This window comes from bacterium (Candidatus Blackallbacteria) CG13_big_fil_rev_8_21_14_2_50_49_14, from assembly GCA_002783405.1.
Lineage (GTDB): Bacteria > Cyanobacteriota > Sericytochromatia > UBA7694 > UBA7694.
Genome location: PFGG01000076.1, coordinates 10005 through 34883, shown reverse-complemented (window position 1 = coordinate 34883; position 24879 = coordinate 10005). Strand labels below are relative to the sequence as shown.

Annotated in this window: 12 protein-coding genes; 2 read left to right on the top strand and 10 right to left on the bottom strand. The window is 47.2% G+C overall.

Annotation, left to right across the window (positions count from 1 at the left end; all coding sequences use genetic code 11):
- Window positions 1-239 precede the first annotated feature (239 nt).
- Together COW20_22620 and COW20_22615 are read left to right on the top strand one after the other, a co-directional pair.
- A complete protein-coding gene (locus COW20_22620) occupies window positions 240-2108 on the top strand; it encodes a hypothetical protein (GenBank protein PIW44859.1) in 1869 nt (622 codons plus the stop codon).
- 99 nt (window positions 2109-2207) lie between these two features.
- The gene (locus COW20_22615) at window positions 2208-6185 is read left to right on the top strand and encodes a hypothetical protein (GenBank protein ID PIW44858.1); all 3978 of its coding nucleotides are present in this window, start codon (window positions 2208-2210) and stop codon (window positions 6183-6185) included.
- Here the strand turns inward: COW20_22615 and COW20_22610 are convergent.
- The 10 genes from COW20_22610 to COW20_22565 all read right to left on the bottom strand — a co-directional run bounded on the left by COW20_22610 (window position 6174) and on the right by COW20_22565 (window position 24879).
- Window positions 6174-6596 (bottom strand): hypothetical protein, encoded by a 423-nt coding sequence (locus tag COW20_22610; GenBank protein PIW44857.1) that lies wholly within the window; start codon window positions 6594-6596, stop codon window positions 6174-6176. The genes COW20_22615 and COW20_22610 overlap by 12 nt on opposite strands.
- A gap of 153 nt (window positions 6597-6749) precedes the next feature.
- The gene (locus COW20_22605) at window positions 6750-10859 is read right to left on the bottom strand and encodes a hypothetical protein (GenBank protein PIW44856.1); all 4110 of its coding nucleotides are present in this window, start codon (window positions 10857-10859) and stop codon (window positions 6750-6752) included.
- Window positions 10777-12873, bottom strand: coding sequence for a hypothetical protein (locus tag COW20_22600; protein ID PIW44855.1), 2097 nt, complete (start codon window positions 12871-12873; stop codon window positions 10777-10779). The genes COW20_22605 and COW20_22600 overlap by 83 nt, the downstream gene beginning before the upstream one ends.
- Window positions 12863-13474: a hypothetical protein gene (locus COW20_22595; GenBank protein ID PIW44854.1), complete on the bottom strand. Its 612-nt coding sequence runs from the start codon at window positions 13472-13474 to the stop codon at window positions 12863-12865. The genes COW20_22600 and COW20_22595 overlap by 11 nt, the downstream gene beginning before the upstream one ends.
- Entirely contained in the window at window positions 13471-14511 is a 1041-nt protein-coding gene (locus tag COW20_22590; GenBank protein PIW44853.1) for a uroporphyrinogen decarboxylase, read from the bottom strand. The genes COW20_22595 and COW20_22590 overlap by 4 nt, the downstream gene beginning before the upstream one ends.
- The gene (locus COW20_22585; protein ID PIW44852.1) at window positions 14508-15176 is read right to left on the bottom strand and encodes a cobalamin-binding protein; all 669 of its coding nucleotides are present in this window, start codon (window positions 15174-15176) and stop codon (window positions 14508-14510) included. The genes COW20_22590 and COW20_22585 overlap by 4 nt, the downstream gene beginning before the upstream one ends.
- Window positions 15166-16881, bottom strand: a complete 1716-nt coding sequence (locus tag COW20_22580) for a ferredoxin (protein ID PIW44851.1) — start codon at window positions 16879-16881, stop codon at window positions 15166-15168. Before COW20_22580 ends, COW20_22585 begins: the two co-directional genes overlap by 11 nt.
- On the bottom strand, window positions 16818-19115 hold the full coding sequence (locus tag COW20_22575; protein PIW44850.1) for a hypothetical protein: 2298 nt from the start codon (window positions 19113-19115) through the stop codon (window positions 16818-16820). Before COW20_22575 ends, COW20_22580 begins: the two co-directional genes overlap by 64 nt.
- On the bottom strand, window positions 19112-21811 hold the full coding sequence (locus COW20_22570) for a hypothetical protein (GenBank protein ID PIW44849.1): 2700 nt from the start codon (window positions 21809-21811) through the stop codon (window positions 19112-19114). Before COW20_22570 ends, COW20_22575 begins: the two co-directional genes overlap by 4 nt.
- Window positions 21808-24879, bottom strand: coding sequence for a hypothetical protein (locus COW20_22565; GenBank protein ID PIW44848.1), 3072 nt, complete (start codon window positions 24877-24879; stop codon window positions 21808-21810). Before COW20_22565 ends, COW20_22570 begins: the two co-directional genes overlap by 4 nt.

The following is a 24879-nucleotide window of genomic DNA, read 5'->3' as shown; positions in this document are numbered from 1 at the left end:
CGCCTGTTATCTGCCGGCAGCGTATAGGTGATTTCCAAGCGAATCCGATCCTGCAGGCGTTCAGGGTGAGGGTTGGCCCGAAATTTTTCGAGACAGATTTTTAATCAGACGTGGCCGAGTGGGTTTCTGTTCCCCTGGGCTTAAAAAAATTTGAACAGTTCAGCTTCGGGCGTTGTCATACCCCCAGAGACCCCTCACACAGATTAAATGCACCCCTGTTTCAGAAAGGAACCCACTCCATGTCTCAGCGTCAGAAATCGCTTCCCACTGCTGCCCTCTTGATTTTGTCTGCCTGTTTTGCGCCGCTTTCGGCCCAAGCGGGCATTTTAGATCAAGAGCCCTCCGAACAGACCTTCCGGCTTGAGAACCCATCTCCACTTCAGCCGCAACTCCTGAAAATCAGCCGTATCAGCATCATCGGCAGCCGTTTTGAAGATGCCGTGCGGCTTTCGCTCTTTACCCATGTCGGTGATGAAGTCTCGCTCGAGGCTTTGGAAAAAGACCGTGAGCGGGTTTTGGCCCTGGGTTGGTTTGCCGATGTCACCCCCCGTCTGGTGCCCCAGGGGGAAGGACGCTATGAATTGCTGATCTACCTGCGTGAATACCCTGTTTTGCAGGGGTTGGTGCTGGAAGGCGAAAGCACCTTGCTCACCCCCGAGCAGATCTTAAAACCCTTTGAAACTCAAAAAGGGCAGATCCTGAACCTGGCCGAACTGCGCAAAGCCAAAGAACAGCTTGAAACCCCGCTGCGCGAAGCGGGTTACAGTCTGGCACATTTGGAGCTGATCCCCCAGCAGGGAGACCTGCTCGATGCCCAGGGGCGTTTGCATCTGTGTTTGCACCCCGGCCTGATCGAAAACCTGCGCATTACGGGGCAGGAACGCACGCAGGAAAATGTGATCCGGCGTGAACTGGCTTTGAAAGCCGGTCAGATTTTTAAACGTCAGGATTACGAAGCCGATTTGATGCGGTTGCGCCGTTTGAATTATTTTGAAGAAGTCAGTTTACAACCTGAAGAAGGCTATCTCGACCCGCATCAAACCCGTCTGGTGCTGGTGGTCAAAGAAAAAAAGACTGCTGATGTGGGCTTTAACCTGGGTTTGAACAACCGGGATGGCGTGGTTGGGGGAGTGCACTATACCGACAGCAATCTCATGGGCACAGGCCGCACGCTGAATCTTCAATTGCAGGCAGGCTTAGATGTTTCACGCCTGTTTGGGGGCAATCCGGCTCAATCACAGCGCAGCCTGTCGGGTAGAATTGATTTCTTTGAACCCTGGCTCTTAGACAGCCATACAGGGTTTGGAGCCAGTCTTTTCAACGAGCGTACGCCGCTTTTTTATGGGGTCAACAGTTCCACCCTGGGGATTGATCTCAACAATGGTCTTTTGCAAACCCGCAGTGGGGTCAGCTTGAATTTGGGCCGCCCCTTGGGCGATGCCTATTCTCCCTGGCGGGGTTCGCTTTCTTTAACGGCAGAACAGGTGCAACTGACGGATTTTACGGGCAGCCCCCGTCAGGAACTTTCGCTGAGTGGGCGTAAAAGTGCGACCGATGTGCTCTTCAGTGCGGGGGGCACGCTCAGCTTTGATACCCGTGATTCCTTGCTCACTCCCCATCAGGGAGTCTATGGTTCACTCAATGCCCAGCCGGTCTGGGGCGACAGTTCCTGGTTGCGCTTGGCGGGTAATCTCAGCACCTATCTGCCCCTGGCTGATTGGATGACCCTGGCCTTGGGCGTTCAGGGCGGGGCTTTGGTGGGCAACCATCCGATTTATGAACAGTTTTTAGGCACAGGTTTCAGTGCCATTCGGGGCTGGCAGGAAAACGGTTCGCTGGTGGGCAAGCAATACCTGATTGGCAGTGCCGAAGCCCGTTTCCCGATTTTTGCACCGGTTTCAGGCGTGCTTTTTGCCGATTATGGCAATTTCTTTGGCTCTCAGCTCAGTGCGGGCCCCTGGAAATATGGGGTGGGGGCAGGGGTTCGCCTGGAAACGCCGATGGGCTTGCTGCGCCTGGACTATGGTGTGCGTGATTTTCAAGCGCTGGGTTGGAGCAGCCTGCTCGATGCGGGGCAAATTCACTTCAGTTTGGGGCATAAATTTTAGCAAACTGGCTTGAAATATAAATTTTATTAAGCCCATAATATAGAGTGTTACAATAGGCTTAAATCCTTCTGTTTGTATTGATATTCAGGAAAAAACACCATGCCCGATACACTTGGCCGTCAACCACATTTGAATCTGCCTAACCTCTTGCAAGAAAATCTGGCCTTGGGCACTTGGGTTTCAAATCTTGAAACAGGTTGTTTGAGCTGGTCAGCCAATTTATACCAGATTTTGGGTCAAAATCCGGGTGATTTTGAATTGAGCTTGGAGAATTTTTTGGCCTGTGTACATTGCGAAGATCGTGCGCGCGTACAAGCCGATATTGAAAACAGTCTGGCTCAAAAAATACCCCTGAATCACCAATACCGCATTCTCAAACCAACAGGAGAAGTGCGTTGGCTTCAGACCTTTGCCGATCTGGTTTTTTCTGAACAGGGTGAAATCAGACAATTGCAGGGGGTTTGCCAGGATATTACCTCTCTGATTCAGTCTCAAGAAGCGCACCAAAAAGTGCAGGAGCGTTGCCAACGTCTATTTCAGGCGACGCAGGATTTGATCTTTGTGCATTCCCTGCCAGCCGATTCTGAGACGCGATACTGTTTTGAACAGGTCAATCCTGCGGCTTGTGAGCAATTGGGGTTTAGCGAAGCTGAGCTGCTTCAGATGGATCCTCGCGATCTCGTAATAGAAGAGCAGGTTCACGAAATCGCAACTGAAGTTAAAGCCTTGGCCGATGGCGAAGATCTGGTCTTTGTGAAATGGCTGAAAACCCGTAACGGGGGTAAAAAACTCTATGAAATGCACAGTCATACCTTTTATGAGGCTGATGCTCCCAAAGTAATGACACTGGCACGCAGCCTTGATAGCCGCCAAATACGAGAATCAGAGCAGGCCCTGACGCGCAAACGCTTACAGGCGTTAATTGAGCTGAATCAGATCTCTTTTGCCAATGAGCAGGAATTGATTGAAGCAGCACTCGAGAAAGCCCTTGAACTGACAGAGAGTGAAATCGGCTATTTTCATTTTGTCAATCCCGATCAGGAAAATCTGACCCTGGGGGGCTGGTCGCGGCGGGTGCATGAGAAATGCACTTCCTTTCATAATAACCATTACCCCCTGTCCAGGGCTGGGGTTTGGGCCGATTGCATTCGATCGAAACAGCCCGCTGTGCACAATGATTATGCTGCTCTTGCTGAAAAAAAAGGTTTGCCCGAGGGGCATTTTCCGCTGGTTCGGCATATGAGCCTGCCTGTTTTAGAGGGGAAGGAGGTTGTTGTGATTTTGGGGGTGGGCAATAAGGCCACGGATTATACAGAAACCGATATCCATCAACTGCAGTTACTCACTGAACATATCTGGCAAATGCTGAAAAGACAACGCTCGGAACACAAGGTGCGTGAGCAGGAAGCTATTTACGCCTCTCTGATTCAATCGATGGGTGAAGGCGTGATGATGGTGGCTCAAGAAGGTCAGCTTTTGGCTCATAACGCCAAAGCACTTCAAATTTTAGGCTTGAAACCAGCCCAAATAGAGCGGTTTAATTACCGAGAACCAGCTCATTTTGCGCGTTTGAAACCGATGCAAATCAATGGGGAGCCCTTTGATTTTTCTGAATTCCCTTCAGAAGTCACATTTCGTACAGGTTTGCCGCTCACCAATCTGAGTTTGGGGTTTCAGCGTCCTGATGGGGAGGTGCGTTGGCTGAAGCTACATTCAGAGCCCGTTTGGAAAAATGGGCAAGTGCAACCTGACGCGGTGGTGGTCACTTTTCAGGATATCAGTGAGATGAGACAGACCGAGCAGGTTTTGGCTGAGCAGAAAGAACTGCTGCTGGAACGTATCCAAGAACTGCGCTGTTTGCAACAGGTTTCTGAATTGGCCTCTCATTATTGGGAGCAGCTCGATGATTTTTATCAACAGGTGGTGCTTTCAATTCCCGCTGCCTTTGTGAACCCGGAACAAACCCATGCCTGTTTAGAAATTGAAGGGCAAACCTATCTCAGTGCAAATTTTTCAATTTTGGCACACTCTGTTCTGAACCTGCCAATTCAAATGAATGGAAAGCTTTTAGGGAATTTAGAAATTTGTGTTGATTTTGAAGCTGTTTCATCACTTCTGCCTGAAAAAGAAGCCTTGATGCACAATATCGTGAGTATTCTGACTCGTACCTATGAGCGGGTTCAAAGCCGACAGGCCCTGAGAGAATTCAATAATAATCTTGAGCAAGAAGTCAACGCCCGAACCTTTGAATTGACCCAGGCCATTCGCGCTTTAAACGGGCGGGTGCGGGAACTTCATATTTTAAATCAGGTTGCGCTTTTGCTGCAAGTTGAGCGTCCCTTGGAAGAGATTCAAGTGCAATTGCAAGCAATATTTTCTCAAAATAGCTTATTCTCCGATTTAAAATTTCAGTTAGAGCTGGTCTTGGGTGAAACTGAGCATGCACAGACAGGAAAGCATCTTTGCCTGCCCATTTTGGTGGATGAGCGGCCGGTGGCTTCACTTTGTTTTCAAAGCACTCAAGAAATAGGGCTTGAATTGCCAGAGCACCAGCGCAGATTGCTTGAAACCCTTTGCCATTTGCTTGAGCAGTATCTTCACCGTCAGGCCATGCAGGCTTCACTGATTCGAGCCCGTGAAGTGGCTGAGCAGGCAAACCGTGCCAAATCGGCCTTTCTGGCCAATATGAGCCATGAAATCCGCACGCCTATGAATGCGATTCTGGGCTTCAGCCAGCTTTTACTTGACCAAAATACCGATCCACGTCAGCAGCAGTATCTTGAAACGATCCTTCACAGTGGTGAGGCTCTGATGCGTTTGATCAATGATATTCTTGATCTGAGCAAGATTGAAACAGGTAAATTGGAATTGCACCTTGTCCCTGTGAATCTGCTTTCATTATTACAGGATATTCAGGCTTTGCTGGAACCCTCTTTTGAGCGCAAGGGTTTGTTTTTTGAATTGGAGCTACTTTCAGACTTTCCGAATTGTTTATTGCTTGATATTGTGCGCTTGCAACAAATTCTCCTGTATCTGCTGGGCAATGCATTGAAGTTTACGGCTCAGGGAGGAGTTTGGCTCAAGGCCAGTTATCAGGAAAGAACAGCTCTAAGCGGCAAACTCAGCCTGCAGGTGGTGGATACTGGGGTGGGCATTTCGCCTGAGAAGCAAAAGCTTATCTTTGAGGCGTTTAAACAGGTTTCAGAAGATGCTCAGGGGGGAGCTGGTTTGGGCTTGACCATTGCGCGGCGTTTGGCTGAACTGATGCACGCTCAATTAAGCGTAAAAAGTGGAATCGGCATAGGTTCTGTTTTTTGTTTGGAATTTGAAAACATTGAATGCTTTTGCGCACCTGAAGGGTCTTTTGAAGAAACTCAGCAGGACGATTTGCGTTTTGTCAGCGCCAGTTTGCTTATTGTTGACGATGTTGAAGGTGATCTTCTGCTCATACAAAGCATGCTGGAACCCTATCCCTTTACGTTTTATTCGGCCTCAGATGGCCAAGAAGCCTGTCTTTTAGCAGAACAAGTGCAACCTGATTTGATTCTGATGGATATCAAAATGCCGGTTATGGGGGGGGAAGAGGCGCTTCACGTTTTGCGTGCTCAAGAAAAGACCCGTCAAATTCCCATTGTCGCGCTGACCGCCCTTTGTCTTGAGCAAAATGAAGAAAGTCTTTTACAAGTGGGTTTTGATGCTTGTTTGTGTAAACCCTTAGAGAAAGATTCTCTTTTAAAGGTTTTGGCCCAGTTCTTAAAACAGAGAACACATGATTTACCGATAAATTCGCCAAATGAAGACACGTTCACTTTGGAGCCTGCGCAGAAGACAACTTTGAAAGCTATATTTTTAGATACAATTTTACCAGCCTGGGAAGCCCTGACAGATTCTTTTATTTTGAACGATCTTGAGGCTTTTCTTGAAAACTGTCGTTTGGAACTGGCTCCCTATCCACTGCCTGAATTAAAGTCTTGCTTAGATTCGGCGGAGCACCAGCTTTCCATATTGGACATTGAGTCGGCCCAGACCAGTCTGACTGCTTTTAAACAAGCTCTTTCACAATTATTATTGGGCTAATAAGGCTAACTGTTCTGAGGCTTGCTTTTCAAGGCTAAGTAGCAAGGTTTGTAATTGGATCAGCAAAAGAGGTTTGAGTATAACCCCTTTAACACAAGGGTAGGCCTGAGCTTTGGAGCGTTCCTGCCGATCTTGAGAGGATGTCAGGATATAGATTTGGGTCTGAGGATAGATGAGGCTTAGATTCTCATTTTGAAAATGATCGAGAAAATCAAAACCATCGTGAATGGGCAGAGCCAAATCAAGTAAAATCAGATCCGGTATTTGATCCGCTTGAAGTGTGTGGAGGGTTTGCAAACTCGTTTCAATCTTTGAAAAAAAGTTCAAACAATGGGCTTGAGGCAGACTTTTCAATATGCCCTCAACCAAAATATGTTCCATTTCATCGTCGTCAATCAGCCAAATACGCATAGAGATCTCATTTCTTTTTTAGAAATGGAACAATTACCACAGAGCTATCTTTGTTACACCAGTGTCAACTTCTGTTATTATTTTAACATTTTTGGGGCTTAAGTCTAGCGTTTGTGTTTTAAGATGTCTGTTTTCGCTGAAAGCGCTTGCTATTCAGGGGGCAGACAGGTTGATTTTGAGTTTTTTCAGTTCTCTTAAAATTTCAGCAAGAATGTCTGAAACCTTTTCCAGTTCAAAGACTTGAAGGGCTTGGCTCAAACTGAGGAGCAGGGCTTTGATCTGCTTCATGGGGGGAAGCTGGAGTTCTTCTGAAAATTCTGAGATAAAATGCTCCAATTCATCGACAATGACAGAATTCTGCAATTGCTCACAGCGTGGCAACCAAAGGGTTTCCAGTTTGAGGCGCAAGACTTGGGCCTGAGCTTTTGAAAAATGAGAATCCAACTCCAAGCGCTGATTTTGCTCGGGGAGAGTGGGATCCTCGCTGTGAGTTTTAAGAAAATGAGCCAAACTTTGCAAGAGTTCTGCTTGATTGATCGGTTTTCTCAGGTAAGCATTGAAGCCGATTTTAAGTAAATTTTCTTGCTCGTTCTGAAGTGAAAAGGCGGTCAGCGCAATTATGGGCAGCGAGGCTGTCTGCTCATTTTGTCGCAATTTGTGCAGGGCTTCAATGCCATCCATGACTGGCATCTTAATATCCATCAGAACCAGATCGGGGAGATATTTCTGAGCCAGTTCACAGGCTTCACTGCCATTGCGGGCGGTATAGAGGGTAAAGGGATAGGGGTGCAGCATTTCCTCAAGCAAAAGCAGGTTGGTTTCTATATCATCAGCCAGGAGCAGGGTGGCGGGTTGAAAGTTTTGGGGTTGTAGAGGTCTCTGGTTCAGCGCTGTTGAAACAGGAGCTGCACAAACCTGAATATGGGGCAGAACCATCCTAAATGTTGAGCCTTTTCCGAGGGTGCTTTCGAGTAGGAGTTCTCCCCCCATCAATTGCACCAGGGAGCGGGAGATGGTCAACCCCAACCCCGTGCCTGTGGCTTGAGACAATTGTTCAAAGGCCTCAAAAATCTGGTTTTGCTGTTCGGGGGCAATGCCAATCCCCGTATCGCTTACACTCAAACTCAATTCCCCTGTTTCATCGCTTTGAGGAGCATAGCTGATTTGAAGGGTCACCTGGCCCTGTTTGGTAAACTTGAGGGCATTGCCCAAGAGATTGAGCAAGACCTGGCGCAGACGCAGGCCATCCAGTTCCAACCATTCGGGGCAATGGGGGGGCAATTCAATTTGAAAGCGCAGGCCTTTTTGCTCAAAGGAGAGCGACAGCAGGGTTTTGAGTTCCTGGCAAAGCAGAGAGATTTGGGTGGGTTGAAGTTGCAGTTCAATTTTCCCGGCTTCAATTTTGCTCAAGTCGAGAATATCGTTGATGATCCGCAAAAGACTTTGACCACTGCTGTTGATGGCGTTTAAATAGCGTTGCCAGCGCGGATCCGTATTCTGTTCGCTGAGCAATTGGCTGAAGCCCAGAATGGCGTTCATGGGGGTGCGAATTTCATGGCTCATATTCGCTAAAAAGGCTGATTTTGCCTGATTCGCTTCTTCTGCACGCTGTGCCTTGAGCTGTATTTCTTCAAGACGCTTGAGTTCGCTGATGTCAATGGCTGTGATAGCTGCAAACAGGGCTTGCCCCTTCTCATCTTTAATCAGAGAACCACTCATTAACATGGGAAAGACAGAGCCGTCTTTCCGAATCTGCTCGACCTCGGTCGGGGGAAAAAATCCATCAGCTTGCAATTGTGCCATGCGCAGTTTGAATTTTTGCTCTTGGGAAGGGGAAAGAAAATAGCTAAGAAGTTGTTCTTGCAATTCTTCGCTGTGAAAACCATGAATCTTGGCGAAATAATCGTTGGCATAGATCATTTTCCCTTCCAGATCGCTGATCACATGCCCATGAATGGCCTGATCGGAGATGGTTTTGAATTTGCGCAATTCTTCCTCGGCCCGTTTGCGATCTGTAATTTCAGTACTCACGCCTGTAATGCCATTGACCTGCCCCTGAAGATCATGACTGGGGAATTTGATTGAAATGAAATAGCGCAATTTGCCAGCTGATTCTAAAAATTCTTCGGCTTCAATGAGCTGATCGGACTGAAGCACTTGCTGGTCAGTTTTTGTAAATCCTTGGGCCGAAGCGGCTGGAAAGAGTTCAAGATCTGTTTTACCCAAAGCCGTTTCTCTGGATAACTGCGTGACTTCTTCCCACTTGCGATTGACCATCAGGTAACGTCCCTGAACATCTTTGCGGTACATGACCGCCCCCATATTTTCAATCAAGTCAGAAAGAAAGCGTTCTTTGTTTTGAAGTGCCTGGCTTTTGTTGAGGTGTATACGTGCGTTTGATAAAATCTGGGAAAATATTTTTAAATTATTTTTAACTGAAACAGGAAAGCCGATTTTGGGCCGAAGTGCGTGTAAGCCGATAAAACCCAAGCATTGATCTCCCTGCATCAGAGGAAGGGTCATGAGATATTGAAGGCCTTCGGGCTCAAGAGCGTGTGTCCAAGTATTCTCTTTACAGGTCTGCGGATTGAGAATTTCGAAGGGCTCTCCGTTCTGGTGCGCTTGAAGCCAGTCATGACAGGTTTTAAGTGCAATATTTTGCATTTTTTCCTGTTGTGGCGCGAGTTCTGCGCGATACCATTCTGCAGCGATGCTGCAGCGCTGATTTTCGAAATCATATTCCACAATATAGACGCGATCGAGGTCCAAAAATTCACCTAATTTTGCCAGTGAGGCCACGATCTCCTGGTGGGCAATTTCAGGTGTTAAACCCACATAGCTTTGGGAAAACTCCATCAGCAAGGACTGAAACTGGTTTTGGCTCAACAGCTCATTCTCGGTTTGGCGCGATTGGGTTATATCATAGCCAATGGCTGTGATCTGCTCGACACGGTGGTCGGGTGTGAGTTGAAGCCTCATGTTTAAATCCAGAAGAAATTCTGAACCATCAGGCCGCTGGTGCCAAACATCACCCGACCAGAATCCCTTCTCCTTGAGGCCTTGTTGCATCTCAGTGATTAAATCAGCTGCATTTTGGGCCGATAGCAGTGAACGAAGATCACTGCCCCGCAATCGCTCCCAGTTTAAACCACTTAATTGAAGAAACCGGGAATTGGCTTTCAAAATCTGAAAATCAGGATCGGTGACCAAGAGGGTTTCGTGTCCATTTTTAATGAATTGGGCTGCCAATTCCCGTTCCGAAATATCCTCATGAGACCCCATCAGGCGTGTGGGATTGCCCTTGCTGTCGCGTGCAAACACTTTGCCTCGCAATTGTGTCCAATGTATCTCTCCCTCTTGAGAGAGAACCCGGTATTTACATGAAAAGGTGCTTTGCTGGCTGAGTAAAAATTGACGGAGTTCAGTTTTTACTCTTTCCAAATCATCAGCAAAGACCGATGCTCCTTTTTGATTTCGAGCTTCTGGAAAAAGTAAAAACGATTGAAAATCTGTGAAAATATCTGATTGTTCTTGACTCCAATCCCAAAGCCCACCACTGGAGTTCTCCAATAAAAACTTCCAGCGCTCTTCACTGATTTTTAAGGCGGCTTCAGCCCTTTCTCGGGCCAATTTTTCGTGCATCAGATCCAAGGCCTGAGAGGATAAATGCTCGTACATAGACAAAACGGTTTGAATCAAAACGGCATAGCTTCCGCTCATTTCTTCTTCGGCTCTTTTATGAGCCGAAGCCTGATCCAGTCCCTCTTTGACCGCAAGAACAGCTCTGGCCATGCGTTTATCACTGTCGAGAATGTGAAAGGCCAGCCATTTGCTAAGAAATGAAAAAACATCTTCTAAGATTTCTTGAAAAGATCGCTTTTCTGTTTGTAGTTTCTGAATATGTCTAAAAAAGTTTTGATGGCTGAGCAGGTGTTCTGCATACCAGGGATCGGTTTCTAAGCAGCTTTTCCAAATTTCTTCTTCACTTTGAAAATGATAGTGAGCGTAGTCGGCCAGTTCAGACAAGATTTCGAGTAGCGCCGGCTCTGAAAGCCCGTGAACATACTGTTGTGCCAAACGGTTGAGTAAAACCACAAGCTGTTGATGCTGTTTGTCGATTAAAGCAATTCCAGTTTCGAAGTTGTGATTCCAGGGGAAGATTTCGAAGCCTGTTTCTTTTCTAATTTTGTGGGACATGCGAGAACCCCTTCTGGATTGGCTGGGTAAGCTCAAAAAATTCCGAAATGAGTTTGGGAAATTCATTCAGACTCAATTGGGCTTCTTCAAGCATAAAGGCATTGAGTTGTTTCAAAACTTTTTCAGCCCAACTGTACAACAGGGGAAACTTTTCGGTTTGGGCCCAATCTGCAAAGGTCTGAACAAAATTTTCCAATTCGTCTAAAATCATGGATTCATGCACTTTTTCCCAATAAGGTAGCCATTTCTGATTCAGCTCTTGTATCTGCAAAGCATGGCTTTCTACTGATGCAGCCTGTGTTTCGGGTGTGCTCTGCTGTTGTGCTTGTCTTGAGGAGAGCTTTACTTTGGCCTTTAAATAAGTTTGAAGCAAATTCAATAATTGAGCAAATTCAATTGGTTTGCTCAAATAGCCATCAAAGCCCTGCTCTAAGAGGTTTTTGCGCTCTGAACTGAGCGAAAAAGCGGTAAGGGCAATGACTGGCAGCGAGGCTGTCTGCTCGTCTTGGCGCAGTTTGTGCAGGGCTTCAACGCCATCCATGACTGGCATTTTAATATCCATCAGAATCAGATCGGGAGGGTGTTTGCGCGCCAATTGGCAGGCCTCCAGACCATTGCAGGCGGTATAGAGGGTAAAGGGAAAGGGCTGCAGCATTTCTTCAAGCAAGAGCAGGTTGGTTTCTATATCATCAGCCAGGAGCAAGGTGGCGGGTTGAAAGTCTTGGGGTTGAAGCCGGGGCAGAGAATGGCTCTCGAGCTGAGGAGGGGGGAGTGTTTTTATGTGCGGCAAGTGAATTGTGAAGATCGAACCTTTACCCGGCGTGCTTTCGAGCAGGAGTTCTCCCCCCATCAATTGCACCAGGGAACGGGAGATGGTCAGTCCCAGCCCCGTGCCTGTGGCTTGGGACAATTGTTCAAAGGCTTCAAAAATCTGGTTTTGCTGTTCGGGGGCAATGCCAATGCCCGTATCGCTTACACTCAAACTCAATTCCCCTGTTTCATCGCTTTGAGGAGCATAGCTGATTTGAAGGGTCACCTGGCCCTGTTCGGTAAACTTGAGGGCATTGCCGAGCAGATTGAGCAAGACCTGGCGCAGACGCAGGCCGTCCAACTCCAACCATTCGGGGCAATGGGGGGGCAATTCAATTTGAAAACTCAGGCCTTTTTGCTCAAAGGAAAGCGACATCAGGGTATTGAGTTCCTGGCAAAGCTGAGAGAGTTGGGTGGGTTGAAGCTGAAGTTCGATTTTTCCGGCTTCAATTTTGCTCAGGTCGAGAATATCGTTGATAATTCGCAAAAGACTTTTGCTGCTGTTGTTGATGGCGTTTAAATAGCGTTGCCAGCGGGGATCTGTATTCCGTTCACTGAGCAATTGGCTAAAGCCCAGAATCGCATTCATGGGGGTGCGAATTTCATGGCTCATATTGGCCAAGAACACAGATTTGGCATGGGCGGCTTGTTCCGCTGCTTCTTTGGCTTGACGAAGTTCATTCTCGATTCTGCGGCGCTCAATGACCTCTTGGCTGAGTTGCTGATAAGCCTGTTCCAATCGGCTTTGACTGGATATTTCATTTTTCAGTACCAGGGCGGCATAGTTGAAAAATGTAGGAATTTGCTGGTAAAGTTCGTGCATTCCGATGGAAAGGCCTTCCAATTTCAGAATTCCAACCAGTTCCTGGCCCACCAAAAGCGGCAAAACCCAGGTATAGGCCTGAGTATCAAATTCTGCAGTGGTCATATAGGCTTTCTCAAAATCATGTGTCAATTCCAAGGGCTCAAGTTTTTCTTGTACTTCTTGAACTGCGGGATCATTGAGCTGGGTTAGCTTTTCCCTTTTGCCATAGACATCAGCATGAAAAAGCTCCTCATCGATCCAATAGTAGAGTTTAAGATTTGTTCCCCCAATCACATCGGCAATGCCCTGCAGCATATTTTGAATCAAGGCTTCTAAACCTGGAACAGCACTGATTTTATTGATCAAGTGAACGATCAACAGAAGATAAGATTTTTCCTGAACGCTTTTTCTTAAGCGCTGCTTCAGGTGTTTTATTTCTTCCTCTAGACAGGCCTCATTTTTCATGGGGCGTGTGTAACTCCCGAAGTTTCTGTTCAACCACGTTCTGTAAAATCTGTTCGAGATGCTTCAGATCGACGTTCATCCACCGTGCAGGTATTTTCAATAATTCAGCTATTTTTTGGGCTTCATGCGAAAAATCACCAGAGCATGGGGTTTTGATTGCCAATAAATACTTAATTCCGCTTTCATGATATATTTCGCGTATAATCTCTGGTTTGGTGGTTCCCAAAGCCTTGGCAGATATTTCTTGCCAACGCTGAGCCCAATCTTCGAGCAGAAAAAAAGCTCCTTTGGCCAGTTCTGACTGAAATTGCTCAGGTCCGAGTAATATCTCGACACAGTTTTGTCCTTGGGTTCTGAAGGTATGTCCTTCTGTAAGAATTTGATCCATTTGAGGATGACAGGTGCCATAAAAAACGATCAAGGGATGCGCTTGTTGTTTTTTTAAAACGCCTGTCAGGGCCTGCTTCAATTTTTTTAGATCACAATGCAGTGCCGAATTGAGCAAGAGGGTTTCGACAGGCCAATTGTTTTTTTTTATCAAGAAATGAACTTCTTTTTTGAGAATACCACAGCCTGTTAAGAGCAGCTTTTCTTCGTTCATGGTGCCTCTTGATACCTGCCAAATTCATAGGCAGTTTCAAGCAGCAGACGAATCTTTTCCTCTGGCGTATCCATGGGGATCAGCCCTGTGCCAAAGAGAAATTTTCCGCCGGGCATGCCAATTTGAATCAGGCGTTGCACTTCATTGCGAATTTCGGTCGCTGACCATTCTTTCAGTTTCATATCATTAATAACGCCGCAGGTGAGACCTCTTTGGGCAATGAGCCGTTTCCCTTCGGCCAGATCGTCTAGCGGGCTCAAATAATAACTTTCACAGCCTGTTTTTTCTATGACCATTTCCAAAACCCGATTGAGGCGTGACATGCCGCAATAGTAGATTATTCCGGCCTTCCCTGCGGCTTCCAGATCTTTTTCAATCCAGGGCAAGGCATGTTCTTTAAAAAACTTCAGCGGTACCATATCCAGTGACCCAAAAGGATTAGAATAGAGAAAAAGATCGACCCCCAGTTTTCGATAGGTTTCGACTTCTTTCACAAAAAAGGTATGGCAATATTCCAGCAGTTCATTGCGCAGTTCCAAGGGGCCTAAAAAGAGCAATTCAAACCATTTTTCCATGCCCATTAGCAAAGCTGGCAAGGTCATGGGCGATGAAAGATAGGCGCAGATTGGATATTTACCTCCGGCTTCTTTGCGTAAGAGCTTGAGACACTTTGACTGTTCTTCAAAAAGCGGATGGCTGTTTAAATCATCAGGAATTTGTAATTTGGGAATGTCTTTCCAATCCTGAATCACAAAATGAGCGACATTGGGGGGGCCGTCTTTGGCAAAAAGAATCTTTTCACAGCCCAGGAGTTCAGCCTCTCGGCCGACATAAAAAAGAGACCAAAGATTGTCGTAACCATATTTTTCGCGCAGTTTAAGTTGTGCTTCGGCCACATATTCCCCCCGCGAATAATAGGTATCCAACGACATTCCCATTTCTTTCGCTCCCTGTTCGAGCAAAGTACAAAAAATAGGAATACGATCAGACTTCTCTCCCTTGATAGCCGCTTGAAGACGTTCCATTCCAGTGATCATGCATTGATCTCCTTGAGCAGTTCAGCAATGATATGGCCGGCACTGATGCCGTTTTCTGACCACGCATCGGCACCGATCTGTTGATACAGTTCTGGGTCAAAGCGAAAAGGGGCACCGCCTACAATAATGCGGATTTGCTTTTCTAAGCCTCTTTCTTTTAGAATTTGGCGTACTCGCAGACAGCCTCCTTCTCCACGGGCAGTATGCGCCATCATTGCAGAAATACCGATGATTTGAGCCCGATACTCCAAGGCCGCATCAACAAAGCGTTCGGCTGAAACATTCACTCCCAGATCTAAAACATCAATCATCATGGCCTTCAAACAACCAATCACAATACGCTTGCCCAGGGTGTGAAGATCTCCCGCTGCCGAGCCGATCACGACCCGTCCCTTGGTGATCGGAACCTGTTTGAAATGGGGAGTCATTTTTTCGACCACCTCAGAGGCGATCTGAGCAGCCATGAAATGTTGGGCCAGATTGGCGTCAAAATCCTCACTGAAGGATTTGATCATCTGTTCAATTGCAGGAATGACAATCTTAAAGACCACGTCTTCAGGTTGTATGCCAGCATCCAGAGCCGCTTGAATGATTTTCAGAGCCTGTTCCCGATCCGTATCATAGACAGCCTCATTGTACAGAACCACAGCCTCATCAAAATTCATTGCGCTCTCCTTCAGGCCATTTCATTGGCCGCAAAAACAGATTTTCAAAAAATAAGCTCTCAAATTCAGGATGTTGTGCCAAATTAAAATAGCGTATTTTTTGTTTCAAGGCCTTTGCTTTTTCTTGCCGATTGGCTGCAAACAACTGTTGCTCACACCCCCCCAAGGCTGTATTGCCACAGAGCTTTACCTTTCCGGGATCCAGCTCAGGAATCAGCCCAATCTGTTGAGCTGATTCCACCTGTAGAAAGCTTCCAAAGGCACCACTGATATAGATTTGCTCTAGCGCTGACTTTTGAAGCCCTGATTTTTGCAACAAGGTGACAATACCAGCCCCCACTGCGGCTTTTGCTCGCTGAAACAGGTCGATATCTCTTTTTTGTAATATAATTTCTCGGGGTTTTTCAGCCAGTTTCAGGCCTGTTTGCGCTAAATCCGCATGAAATAACCCATTGGCTCGAAGCCTGCCTGTTTTGACCAAACCGGCGATAATATCTACCAATGCAGAGCCACTGATGCCCTTGAGCTCTCCCTTGCCAATCACTTCCAGGCTAAACTCCTTTTCTCCCGCTTTAATTTCTGCCCGCCAAGCGGCTCCTGCTCCTGCGGGCATGCCACAACTGATGCCACTTCCTTCAAAGGCGGGGCCGCCTGCTGCGGAGGTTACCCATAGAGATTTTCCGTCCCAGAGTGCAATTTCGGAATTGGTGCCAAAATCTACCAGCAAGGCCCCCCCTGTTTGCCCGTCGAGTTGGGTAGCGAGCAGGCCCGCTAATAAGTCTGACCCAACAAAACCAGCCAATGGAGGGAGCAATTCAATTATACACCCCTCAGCAAGCCCCCAATTCTTCGCCCAAGCATGGGTATTTAGAGGCTGACAGTCTAAGAATTGTGCCCAATAGTTTGGATCTAGAAGCTGGTTTGCTTTTCTGCCCGATAAAAGAACCAGCATGGCGGTATTGCCAACGATCAGAAGCTGTTCTATTTGGTAAAGTTTACAATTTGCTTTTTTTACCAATTGTTTTAAGCCTTCTGCAATGGCTGCGCGGGTTATCCGGCTGATGGCTTTTGCCGTTTGCTCTGTTGACGCCGCCGCCAAACGTGTCATGATATCGGAACCAAAGGTAAATTGAGGGTTTAACCCCACCCTTCCAGCCAATCGCTGACCTTTGCTCAAGTCCCAGAGAGAAAGGCAGAGATGGGTTGTTCCCAGGTCAATCGCGACCCCTAAACGCTGAGGCTTTTGAGTGCCCCTGGCCCAGTGCTCCAGCGCTTTTGCATTGGGTTGAAAGTCTGGTACTTCTCGTGGTTTTAGATTTCGCCAAGCAACAGGAGCACGACGAGACAAAATACGCAAGCTTACCTCTTGTTTGGGGCTGAGCTGGCAGGCCAGGCGAATGTTTTGTGCCAATTGTGTTTTTGTTAAATGTTTTCGCTCAATTGGGTTGGGAGCGGGCAATTCACCCGCAAGAATTTGTACCAGACACAATCCACAGGTTCCTGTTCCACCGCAGTCAGAGAGAATCTCTATTCCTGCAGTCTCGAACAGTGAAAAGAGTGATTTGCCCGCTTCAAAAGGATAGGAACTATGCTGATCATCCCAATGCAAATGGATCTGAAACACAATTTTCCTCGCTTGCCTTATTTGGGGTTTTCTTTTTCGAAAAGAGCTAAGTTTTTTTCTAGCGTACTCACAAAATCGCACAAGGTTTGGGCGGCTGCTTCCAAATCAAATCGAAATAAATCCTGATTCAGACGTTCTGACCATGAGCTTAATCCCCATTCCGGGTGGGCTTGACTGTTGTGTTTTAATTCTGTGGCAAAGACCTCTAAATCATTGAGGATCAGAGGGGCTTGCAAAGTTTGGCAAGCGGATTTCCATTTGCTTTTGAAGATCTGCCGCAGTTCTTGGTCAAAGACTGCTGAAGTGGGTTCTATTCCCGTTTTTGATTCTGTTTGAGTTGTCTCAGACTCCTGCTGTGAAAAAGGTAAAAATTGGCTTAGAAGTGTATACAGCGCTTCTTTTTGGATCGGTTTGCTTAAATAACCGTTAAAACCTTCTTTCAGTAAATTTTCTCGCTCTGAATTGAGTGAAAAAGCGGTAAGGGCGATCATTGGCAGCGAGGCTGTCTGCTCATTTTGTCGCAGTTTGTGCAGGGTTTCAACGCCATCCATGACTGGCATTTTAATATCCATTAGAATCAGATCGGGAGGGTGCTTGTGCGCCAATTGGCAGGCCTCTAGACCATTGCGGGCGGTATAGAGGGTAAAGGGAAAAGGCTGAAGCATTTCCTCAAGCAAGAGCAGATTGGTTTCTATATCATCAGCCAGGAGCAGGGTGGCGGGTTGAAAATTCTGAGTTTTCAAGAACTTCTGACTCAACGCTGTTGAAGCAGGAGCAACACAAATCTGAATATGGGGCAGAACAATCCTAAACATTGAGCCTTTTCCAAGGGTGCTTTCGAGCAGGAGTTCTCCCCCCATCAATTGCACCAGGGAACGGGAGATAGTCAGCCCCAGCCCCGTGCCTGTGGCTTGGGACAATTGTTCAAAGGCTTCAAAAATCTGCTTTTGCTGTTCGGGGGCAATGCCAATCCCCGTATCGCTTACACTCAAGCTCAATTCCCCAGCTTTATCGGTTTGGGGAACATAGCTGATCTGAAGGGTCACCTGGCCCTGTTCGGTAAACTTGAGGGCATTGCCCAAGAGGTTGAGCAAGACCTGGCGCAGGCGTAAGTCATCCAGCTCCAACCATTCGGGGCAATGGGGGGACAATTCAATTTGAAAACTCAGGCCTTTTTGCTCAAAGGAAAGCGACATCAGGGTATTGAGTTCCTGGCAGAGCTGCGGCAAATGGGTGGGCTGAAGTTGCAGTTCAATTTTACCGGCTTCAATTTTGCTCAGGTCGAGGATATCGTTGATAATTTTGAGCAGGCTCTGTCCGCTGCTGTTGATGGCGTTTAAATAGCGTTGCCAGCGGGGATCTGTATTTTGTTCACTGAGCAATTGGCTAAAGCCCAGAATGGCGTTCATGGGCGTGCGGATTTCATGGCTCATATTGGCCAAGAATACAGATTTGGCGTGGGCGGCCTGCTCAGCTTGAGCTTGAGCCTGAAGAGCAGCTTTGGTTGCTTGAGTTAAGTCTGAAGTGCGTTCCCTTACTTTTTCTTCTAATTGGTTCTGAATGGTAAGCAGTTTAAGTTCGTTCTGCTGAAGTTGATTGAGTTGACGGCGAAACTTATGGGTTCCAAAGCCAATGCCCAAAATGCCCAAACACCAAATTAAAACAGAGCTGAAAAGATGGGCCAAAGCATAATTTTTTGCGCTGTTCCAATAGGGGTGCATAGACGTTGAGAATGAAATTCCACCTCGCACCTGTCCCTCTTGGTAGCCTTGTTGGCCATGGCATTTGAGGCATGATTTTTCAGCGTAAAGTGGCTTCATCAGGCGCATTTTGGCTTGCCCGTTGATCTCTACGATTTCAGACAATTCTTTTAAGCCTTGTTTCTCAAATGCTTCCAGGGCTTTTTTTTCCCAGGCATCGGGGGCATTTTCAGGACGCAAGGGATTGAGGCTGGTAATATGCCCGCGAGAACCGTAGAGATCTTGAGCGATCTCATAGACCTGTCGGGTCATATAGGCCGGGTTGATCAGGGTCAAAATTTGACCCTGTTTGGTTTCAATCTCTCTATTTTTTACCTTGAGATGGGGATTGGGTGGGTTTTGGGGGGAAAGGGGCACATATACTCCCCCTTTCTCAGAGGCCCAGCGTCGGTAAGAAAGATCTTTATTAAAGGATGCACGATTTTCAAGACGGGCGTATTCTGCCGCCTGTTGGTATTCTCTGCGCAGATCCCAACTGGTGAGCAGTAAGAGAATCAGGCTCCAGGCCAGGCTAAACCCCCAAAAATAGGGGTGTATGCTGTAGGCTGATTTCATCTTCCCTCGTCTTGAATGAGAAGGTTAGGAAAAGCTCTTAAACTAAGATGTGCCTCTTCTAGCTGAAAAGCGTTGAGTTGATGCAATATTTTATCAGCCCAAGCACTTAACGCTGCTACATTCTGGGTTTTGGCCCAGTCAGAGAAAGCTTGAGCGAAGCTTTCCAACTCATCTAAAATGATTGAGTTTTTCACTTTTTCCCAGCGAGGCCGCCAGATTTCATGCAGATCTTTTTGAAGCCGGACTTTTTTTTCTTCAGACAGCGGTCGTTTTTTTGATTCGGACGGTCTGTTATTTTGAAGACTTTGGTTTGTGGTTGGGTTGCTGGTCAGGTAGGTTTGCAGCACGCTTAAGAGCTCAGACGCATTGACAGGTTTGCTCAAATAGCCGTTAAAGCCTTCTTGAAGTAAGTTTTCTCGCTCTGAATTGAGTGAAAAAGCGGTAAGGGCAATCACTGGCAGCGAGGCTGTCTGCTCATTTCGGCGCAATTTGTGCAGGGCTTCAATGCCATTCATGACTGGCATTTTAATATCCATTAGAATCAGATCGGGAGGGTGCTTGTGCGCCAATTGGCAGGCCTCCAGACCATTGCGGGCGGTATAGAGGGTAAAGGGAAAAGGGTGCAGCATTTCCTCAAGCAAGAGCAGGTTGGTTTCTATATCATCAGCCAGGAGCAAGGTGGCGGGTTGAAAGTCTTGGGGTTGTAAAGGTCTTTGAGTCAGCGCTGTTGAAACAGGGGCAGTACAAGCCTGAATATGGGGCAGAACAATCCTAAACATTGAGCCTTTTCCAAGGGTGCTTTCGAGCAGGAGTTCTCCCCCCATCAATTGCACAAGAGATCGGGAGATGGTCAACCCCAGCCCCGTGCCTGTGGCTTGAGACAATTGTTCAAAGGCCTCAAAAATCTGGTTTTGCTGTTCGGGGGCAATGCCAATCCCCGTATCGCTTACACTCAAGCTCAATTCCCCAGCTTTATCGGTTTGGGGGGCATAGCTGATCTGAAGGGTCACCTGGCCCTGTTTGGTAAACTTGAGGGCATTGCCGAGCAGATTGAGCAAGACCTGGCGCAGGCGTAAGTCATCCAGCTCCAACCATTCGGGGCAATGGGAGGGCAATTCAATTTGAAAACTCAGGCCTTTTTGCTCAAAGGAAAGCGACATCAGGGTATTGAGTTCCTGGCAGAGCTGTGGCAAATGGGTGGGCTGAAGTTGCAGTTCGATTTTTCCGGCTTCAATTTTGCTCAGGTCGAGGATATCGTTGATAATCCGCAAAAGACTTTGGCTGCTGCTGTTGATGGCGTTTAAATAGCGTTGCCAGCGGGGATCTGTATTTTGTTCACTGAGCAATTGGCTAAAGCCCAGAATGGCGTTCATGGGCGTGCGAATTTCATGGCTCATATTGGCGAGAAAGGCTGATTTGGCGTGAACCGCCTGTTCAGCTTTTTCTTTGGCTGTTTTAAGTTCAATTTCTGAAAGTTTGCGTTCGGTAATATCAATGACAGCCCCATTCAAACGTGCAACTCTGCCCTTTTCGATGATCGGGATCGTTATCGTTCTGACCCAGTGCTCAGAGCCATGATAGGGGGTAAAGCGGTATTCGCGGTCATAGGGCTCGCCATTTTCAATGCAGCGTTGAAACAATTTCAGAAGTTCTTCTTGCGATTCTGCGGCGTAGCATTGAATACTTTTCTGAACGTAGCCCTGAACTGTTAAAGACGTGCGATCGACGGGTAAGCCATGTATACGATAGAGTTCGTCGGTCCACCACATTTCCAAAGAACTTAGATCCAGTTCCCAGCCGCCTATTTGGCTGAGTTCTTGGGTTTTATTCAAAATCGTTTCACTTCTGCGCAGCGTATGTTCAAGCGCAGCAATCTGCTGGAACTGTTCACTTTGATCCACAAAAGCCACGACTTGGTACCGATCGAGGCTTTGCACATAAAAATGAATTTCACGCAGTTCACCATTTTTGCAGGTGACTTGGGCTTGGTATTCGCGCTCTCCATTTTTTAGCAACTCAGCCCAATGGGTTTGATTCTGTACCCGTTTCTCAGGGTCAGGATAGGCCAATTGCCACCAGGCTGTCAGGTCTGGCAGATCTTCGGGCGTATAACCAAAAATCGTCTGAAAATGGCGATTGAGTTTCAGAATTTTACCTTCAGGGGTGGAGAGGGCCAGGGCCACGGGAACAAAATCAAGCATGTCTTGAAAGCGCTTTTCACTTTTAAGCAGTTCAGATTGTTTTTGTTCCAATTTATGCGCCAGAGTGCTGGCATAATCAACCAGAGTTTTAGCTTCGGAGGCCTTGCTTGGGGGAAAATGGAGCAGGGGTTCTGTTGTTAGAAATTGCTCAAGTGTAGTAACCAGGGCCTCCAGCTCCATTGGTTTTTCAAGATAGGCGCTGGCTCCCAGTTCCATTCCCAGTTGGCGGTTTTTTTCCTCTAAAAAAGTGGAAGTATAAAATACGAGTGGAATATGCTGTGTTGCTGGATTTTGCTTGAGTTGTCTGCAGAGTTCAAAACCGTCCATGACGGGCATGAGAATATCTGTCACGATCAGATCGGGTGTTTGCTGGTTTGCCAAGGCCAAAGCTTCCCGCCCGTTAGCAGCACTGATACAGTGGTGGCCTTTTTGCTCAAGCACGACCTCAAGGATATAGCGAGCGTTTGCATCATCGTCTACCAGCAGGATTTTCACGGCAGATTCTCTTGAGCCAGTTTTTGCAGCAAGTTCAAAATGTCTGCCAGTCTGTGAGGGACTTCTTCCAGTTCAAAATGGGTGACCTGTTCCTGTAGTTTTGATGCGCTGAGGAAGATCTCTGAGGCTTGGGCAGATTGCGCAAAGTGTTCCAGTTCGCGCGCATAGTTTTCCAATTCATCAATAATCAATGAGTTTTGAATGGCGCGGGTACGGGGTAACCACTCGGTTTCAAGCGCGTCTATGAGCTCTGATTTAGCTGTTGAGGCAAGGGCTTGAGGGGGGGAGCTCAAAACAGGGGGGGGCTCTGAAGTGGCAGTCTTGAGATAGTGACCCAGGGTCTGCAGGAGCGATTCTTTCTGAATCGGTTTACTCAAAAAGTCGTCAAAGCCCAATTCAAGTAAGTCTTCCTGCTCATTTTGCATTGAAAAGGCAGTCAGGGCAATCATGGGGATCTGCGCTGTGCGGGGGTCTTTGCGTAAGACTTGTAGCGCTTCAACGCCATCCATCACCGGCATTTTGATATCCATCAGAATCAGATCGGGTAAGAATTGCTGTGCAACTTGGCAAGCGACTTGGCCATTTTCAGCCGTATAAATACGCAAGGGGAATGGTTCTAGCAGGGCTTCGAGCAGGAGCAGGTTTTCAGGCTTGTCATCGGCGATCAAAAGACTGGCGGGTTCAAAATTTAGAGGTACAGGGCTTGTTTCCTCAATAACTTTTTCGCTGGTTTGGCAAACGAGCACAGGTAAACAGAGTCTAAAAACAGAGCCCTGGGAGAGTTGGCTTTTTACCTTCAGGCTGCCCCCCATCAGCTCTGTTAGTTTGTGGGTCAGCGCGAGCCCAAGCCCTGTTCCCTCAAACTCTTTGCGATAGGAAGTGTGCCCTTGTTCAAAGACATGAAAGATACGCGCTTGGAGTTCCTGGCTCATGCCCAGGCCCGTGTCACGAACCTCGAGTATCAAAAAGCCTTGATGATCTGTTTGCGCTTGATAATCTAAACACAGTTCTACCGAGCCTTGGGGGGTAAATTTAAGCGCATTGCTGAGCAGATTGATCAGAATCTGACGCAGGCGCAGGGCATCCAGTTTAAGTAAAGGAGGCAGCTTCGGTTCCAGACAAACTGTGAATTGAAGATTTTTATTCTCAAAGCCAGGTTTTAAGAGCAGTTCAAGCTCTTGAATCAGGGGTTGTAGTTCAGTGGGCTCAGGGTGTAATTCAAGTTTTCCGGCTTCGATTTTGGAAATATCCAGAATATCGTTGATCAGCGCCAGCAGTGATTCTCCGCTGTTGTGAATAATTTTAAGATAGCGCTGCCAGTGGGGGTCGGTGATCTGCTCTTTGAGCAATTGACTGAAACCCAAAATCGCGTTCATGGGGGTGCGGATTTCATGGCTCATATTGGCCAGAAACATGCTTTTGCTGCGAGAGGCGGATTCTGCCTCTTCTTTGGCTTTTTTTAAGGCCAGTTCAATGGTTTTGAGTTCTGTAATATCCTGTACGGCGCCTTGGGTGAGGAGCGGCTTTCCGTCTGGATCGTATTGGGTGTTTCCAAATTCTCGCAGGTATTTGATGCGCCCCCCGCTCAGTTTAAGTTGATGAATAAAATTATAGGGGGTTTGCTGGCTTAAAGAGGCTTCAAAGACTTGAGCGAGGCAGGCACGATCCTCTGGGTTCAGCAGTTTGAGGAAGTTTTCATAGCTGGGCTGAAATGTATCAGGATCTTGTTCAAAGAGTGTAAAAACTTCTTCAGACCAATGGAGCGTATTATTGAAATGCTCCATCTCCCAATAGCCAATTTTTGCAAGTTCTTGGGCATTGCGACGGTGCATTTCGCTGGCTTTGAGGGCATTATAAGCCGCTTCACGTTCGAGTTCGAGTTCTTTGTAAGCGGTAATGTCTGCGATTACGCCATAGACACGCCTGACACGCCCCTCTTCTACAACAGGAACCGTTAAAAGATGCACCCATTTGTTTTGGCCATCGTAGCTTTTAAAAGGGTAGACCCGCTCATAGCTTTGACCCTGATAGGCTAAGGGAAAGAGTGATTGAAGTTCTTCGCGCTCCTGGGGAGGATAGCATTGCAGGCTTTCAGCAACATGTTTCTGAACCTCAAGAGATTTGCGATCGAGGGGCAAGCCATGCAGATGGTAGAGTTCGTCACTCCACCACATGGTTTGTTTTTCAAGATCATATTCCCAGCCCCCTATTTTGCTTATTTTTTGGGAAATATTCAGCAGTTTCAATGCTTTCTGACTTTCCTGCAAAGCCGAAATCAGGGCTTCAGTGCGCAATTTGACCTCGGTTTCAAGTGCTTCAATTTGTTGGTGTTTCTCCGTAAGATCGTGAATCTTTGCGATTAAAAAACCAGGCCAATTTTGAAGCTGTTCAAAAATCAGGCTGTACCATTTTTTTTGCCCAGGGTCAGCATATTCAAACGGCAAAGAAGTCTCTCCCCGACGGGCAGCCTCAAAAGAGTGTTGAAGCATTTGATAAAATTCAGGGGGGAAGAGCTCCTTGATGGTTTTGCCCAAAAATAGTTCAGGGGCATAGAACAGTTCTTCAGGTGCTTTTGTCCAATAACGCAGAAACCGGCCTTGGTGATCCAATAAAAAGACAAGATCGTCCTGCCCCTGCTCAAGCGCAGCCAGGCTGATCTGCTCCATGCGCTGCTCCGTAATATCTTCGCCCTGAGAGATTACCCCCTGAATTTCACCTGAGTCGGAAGCTAAAAACTGGTTTTGCCAGCGATAAAGCAATTCCTGGCCATTGGCTGTGCGTACCGGGTTTTCGTAAATCAGGTGTTCTGATGGAATTACCTTGCGATCGATCAGGGCATTGAAATGATCTACAATTTCTTCGATATCGGAGGGTGGCAAGCAGGTTTCAAACCAATTTTTGCCGAGCAGATCCTGCTGACGATAGCCCAGGTTTTGTGCGCCTGTGGGCGTGATATAGAGAATCTCTCCGGCAGGGTTGAGAATCAGAATCAGTTGCGGCAGCAGGTCAAAAAAGGGTTTGAACTGATTGAAGGTTGCCGGGTTGGTGGGTTTGTTTTGAGAGCACAT

Coding starts and splice junctions, on each gene's coding strand:
- COW20_22615 (PIW44858.1), top strand. CDS start 2,208: ATGCCCGATACACTTGGCCGTCAACCACATTTGAATCTGCCTAACCTC.
- COW20_22610 (PIW44857.1), bottom strand. CDS start 6,596: ATGCGTATTTGGCTGATTGACGACGATGAAATGGAACATATTTTGGTT.
- COW20_22595 (PIW44854.1), bottom strand. CDS start 13,474: ATGAACGAAGAAAAGCTGCTCTTAACAGGCTGTGGTATTCTCAAAAAA.
- COW20_22600 (PIW44855.1), bottom strand. CDS start 12,873: ATGAAAAATGAGGCCTGTCTAGAGGAAGAAATAAAACACCTGAAGCAG.
- COW20_22590 (PIW44853.1), bottom strand. CDS start 14,511: ATGATCACTGGAATGGAACGTCTTCAAGCGGCTATCAAGGGAGAGAAG.
- COW20_22605 (PIW44856.1), bottom strand. CDS start 10,859: ATGAATTTCCCAAACTCATTTCGGAATTTTTTGAGCTTACCCAGCCAA.
- COW20_22585 (PIW44852.1), bottom strand. CDS start 15,176: ATGAATTTTGATGAGGCTGTGGTTCTGTACAATGAGGCTGTCTATGAT.
- COW20_22620 (PIW44859.1), top strand. CDS start 240: ATGTCTCAGCGTCAGAAATCGCTTCCCACTGCTGCCCTCTTGATTTTG.
- COW20_22565 (PIW44848.1), bottom strand. CDS start 24,879: ATGTGCTCTCAAAACAAACCCACCAACCCGGCAACCTTCAATCAGTTC.
- COW20_22575 (PIW44850.1), bottom strand. CDS start 19,115: ATGAAATCAGCCTACAGCATACACCCCTATTTTTGGGGGTTTAGCCTG.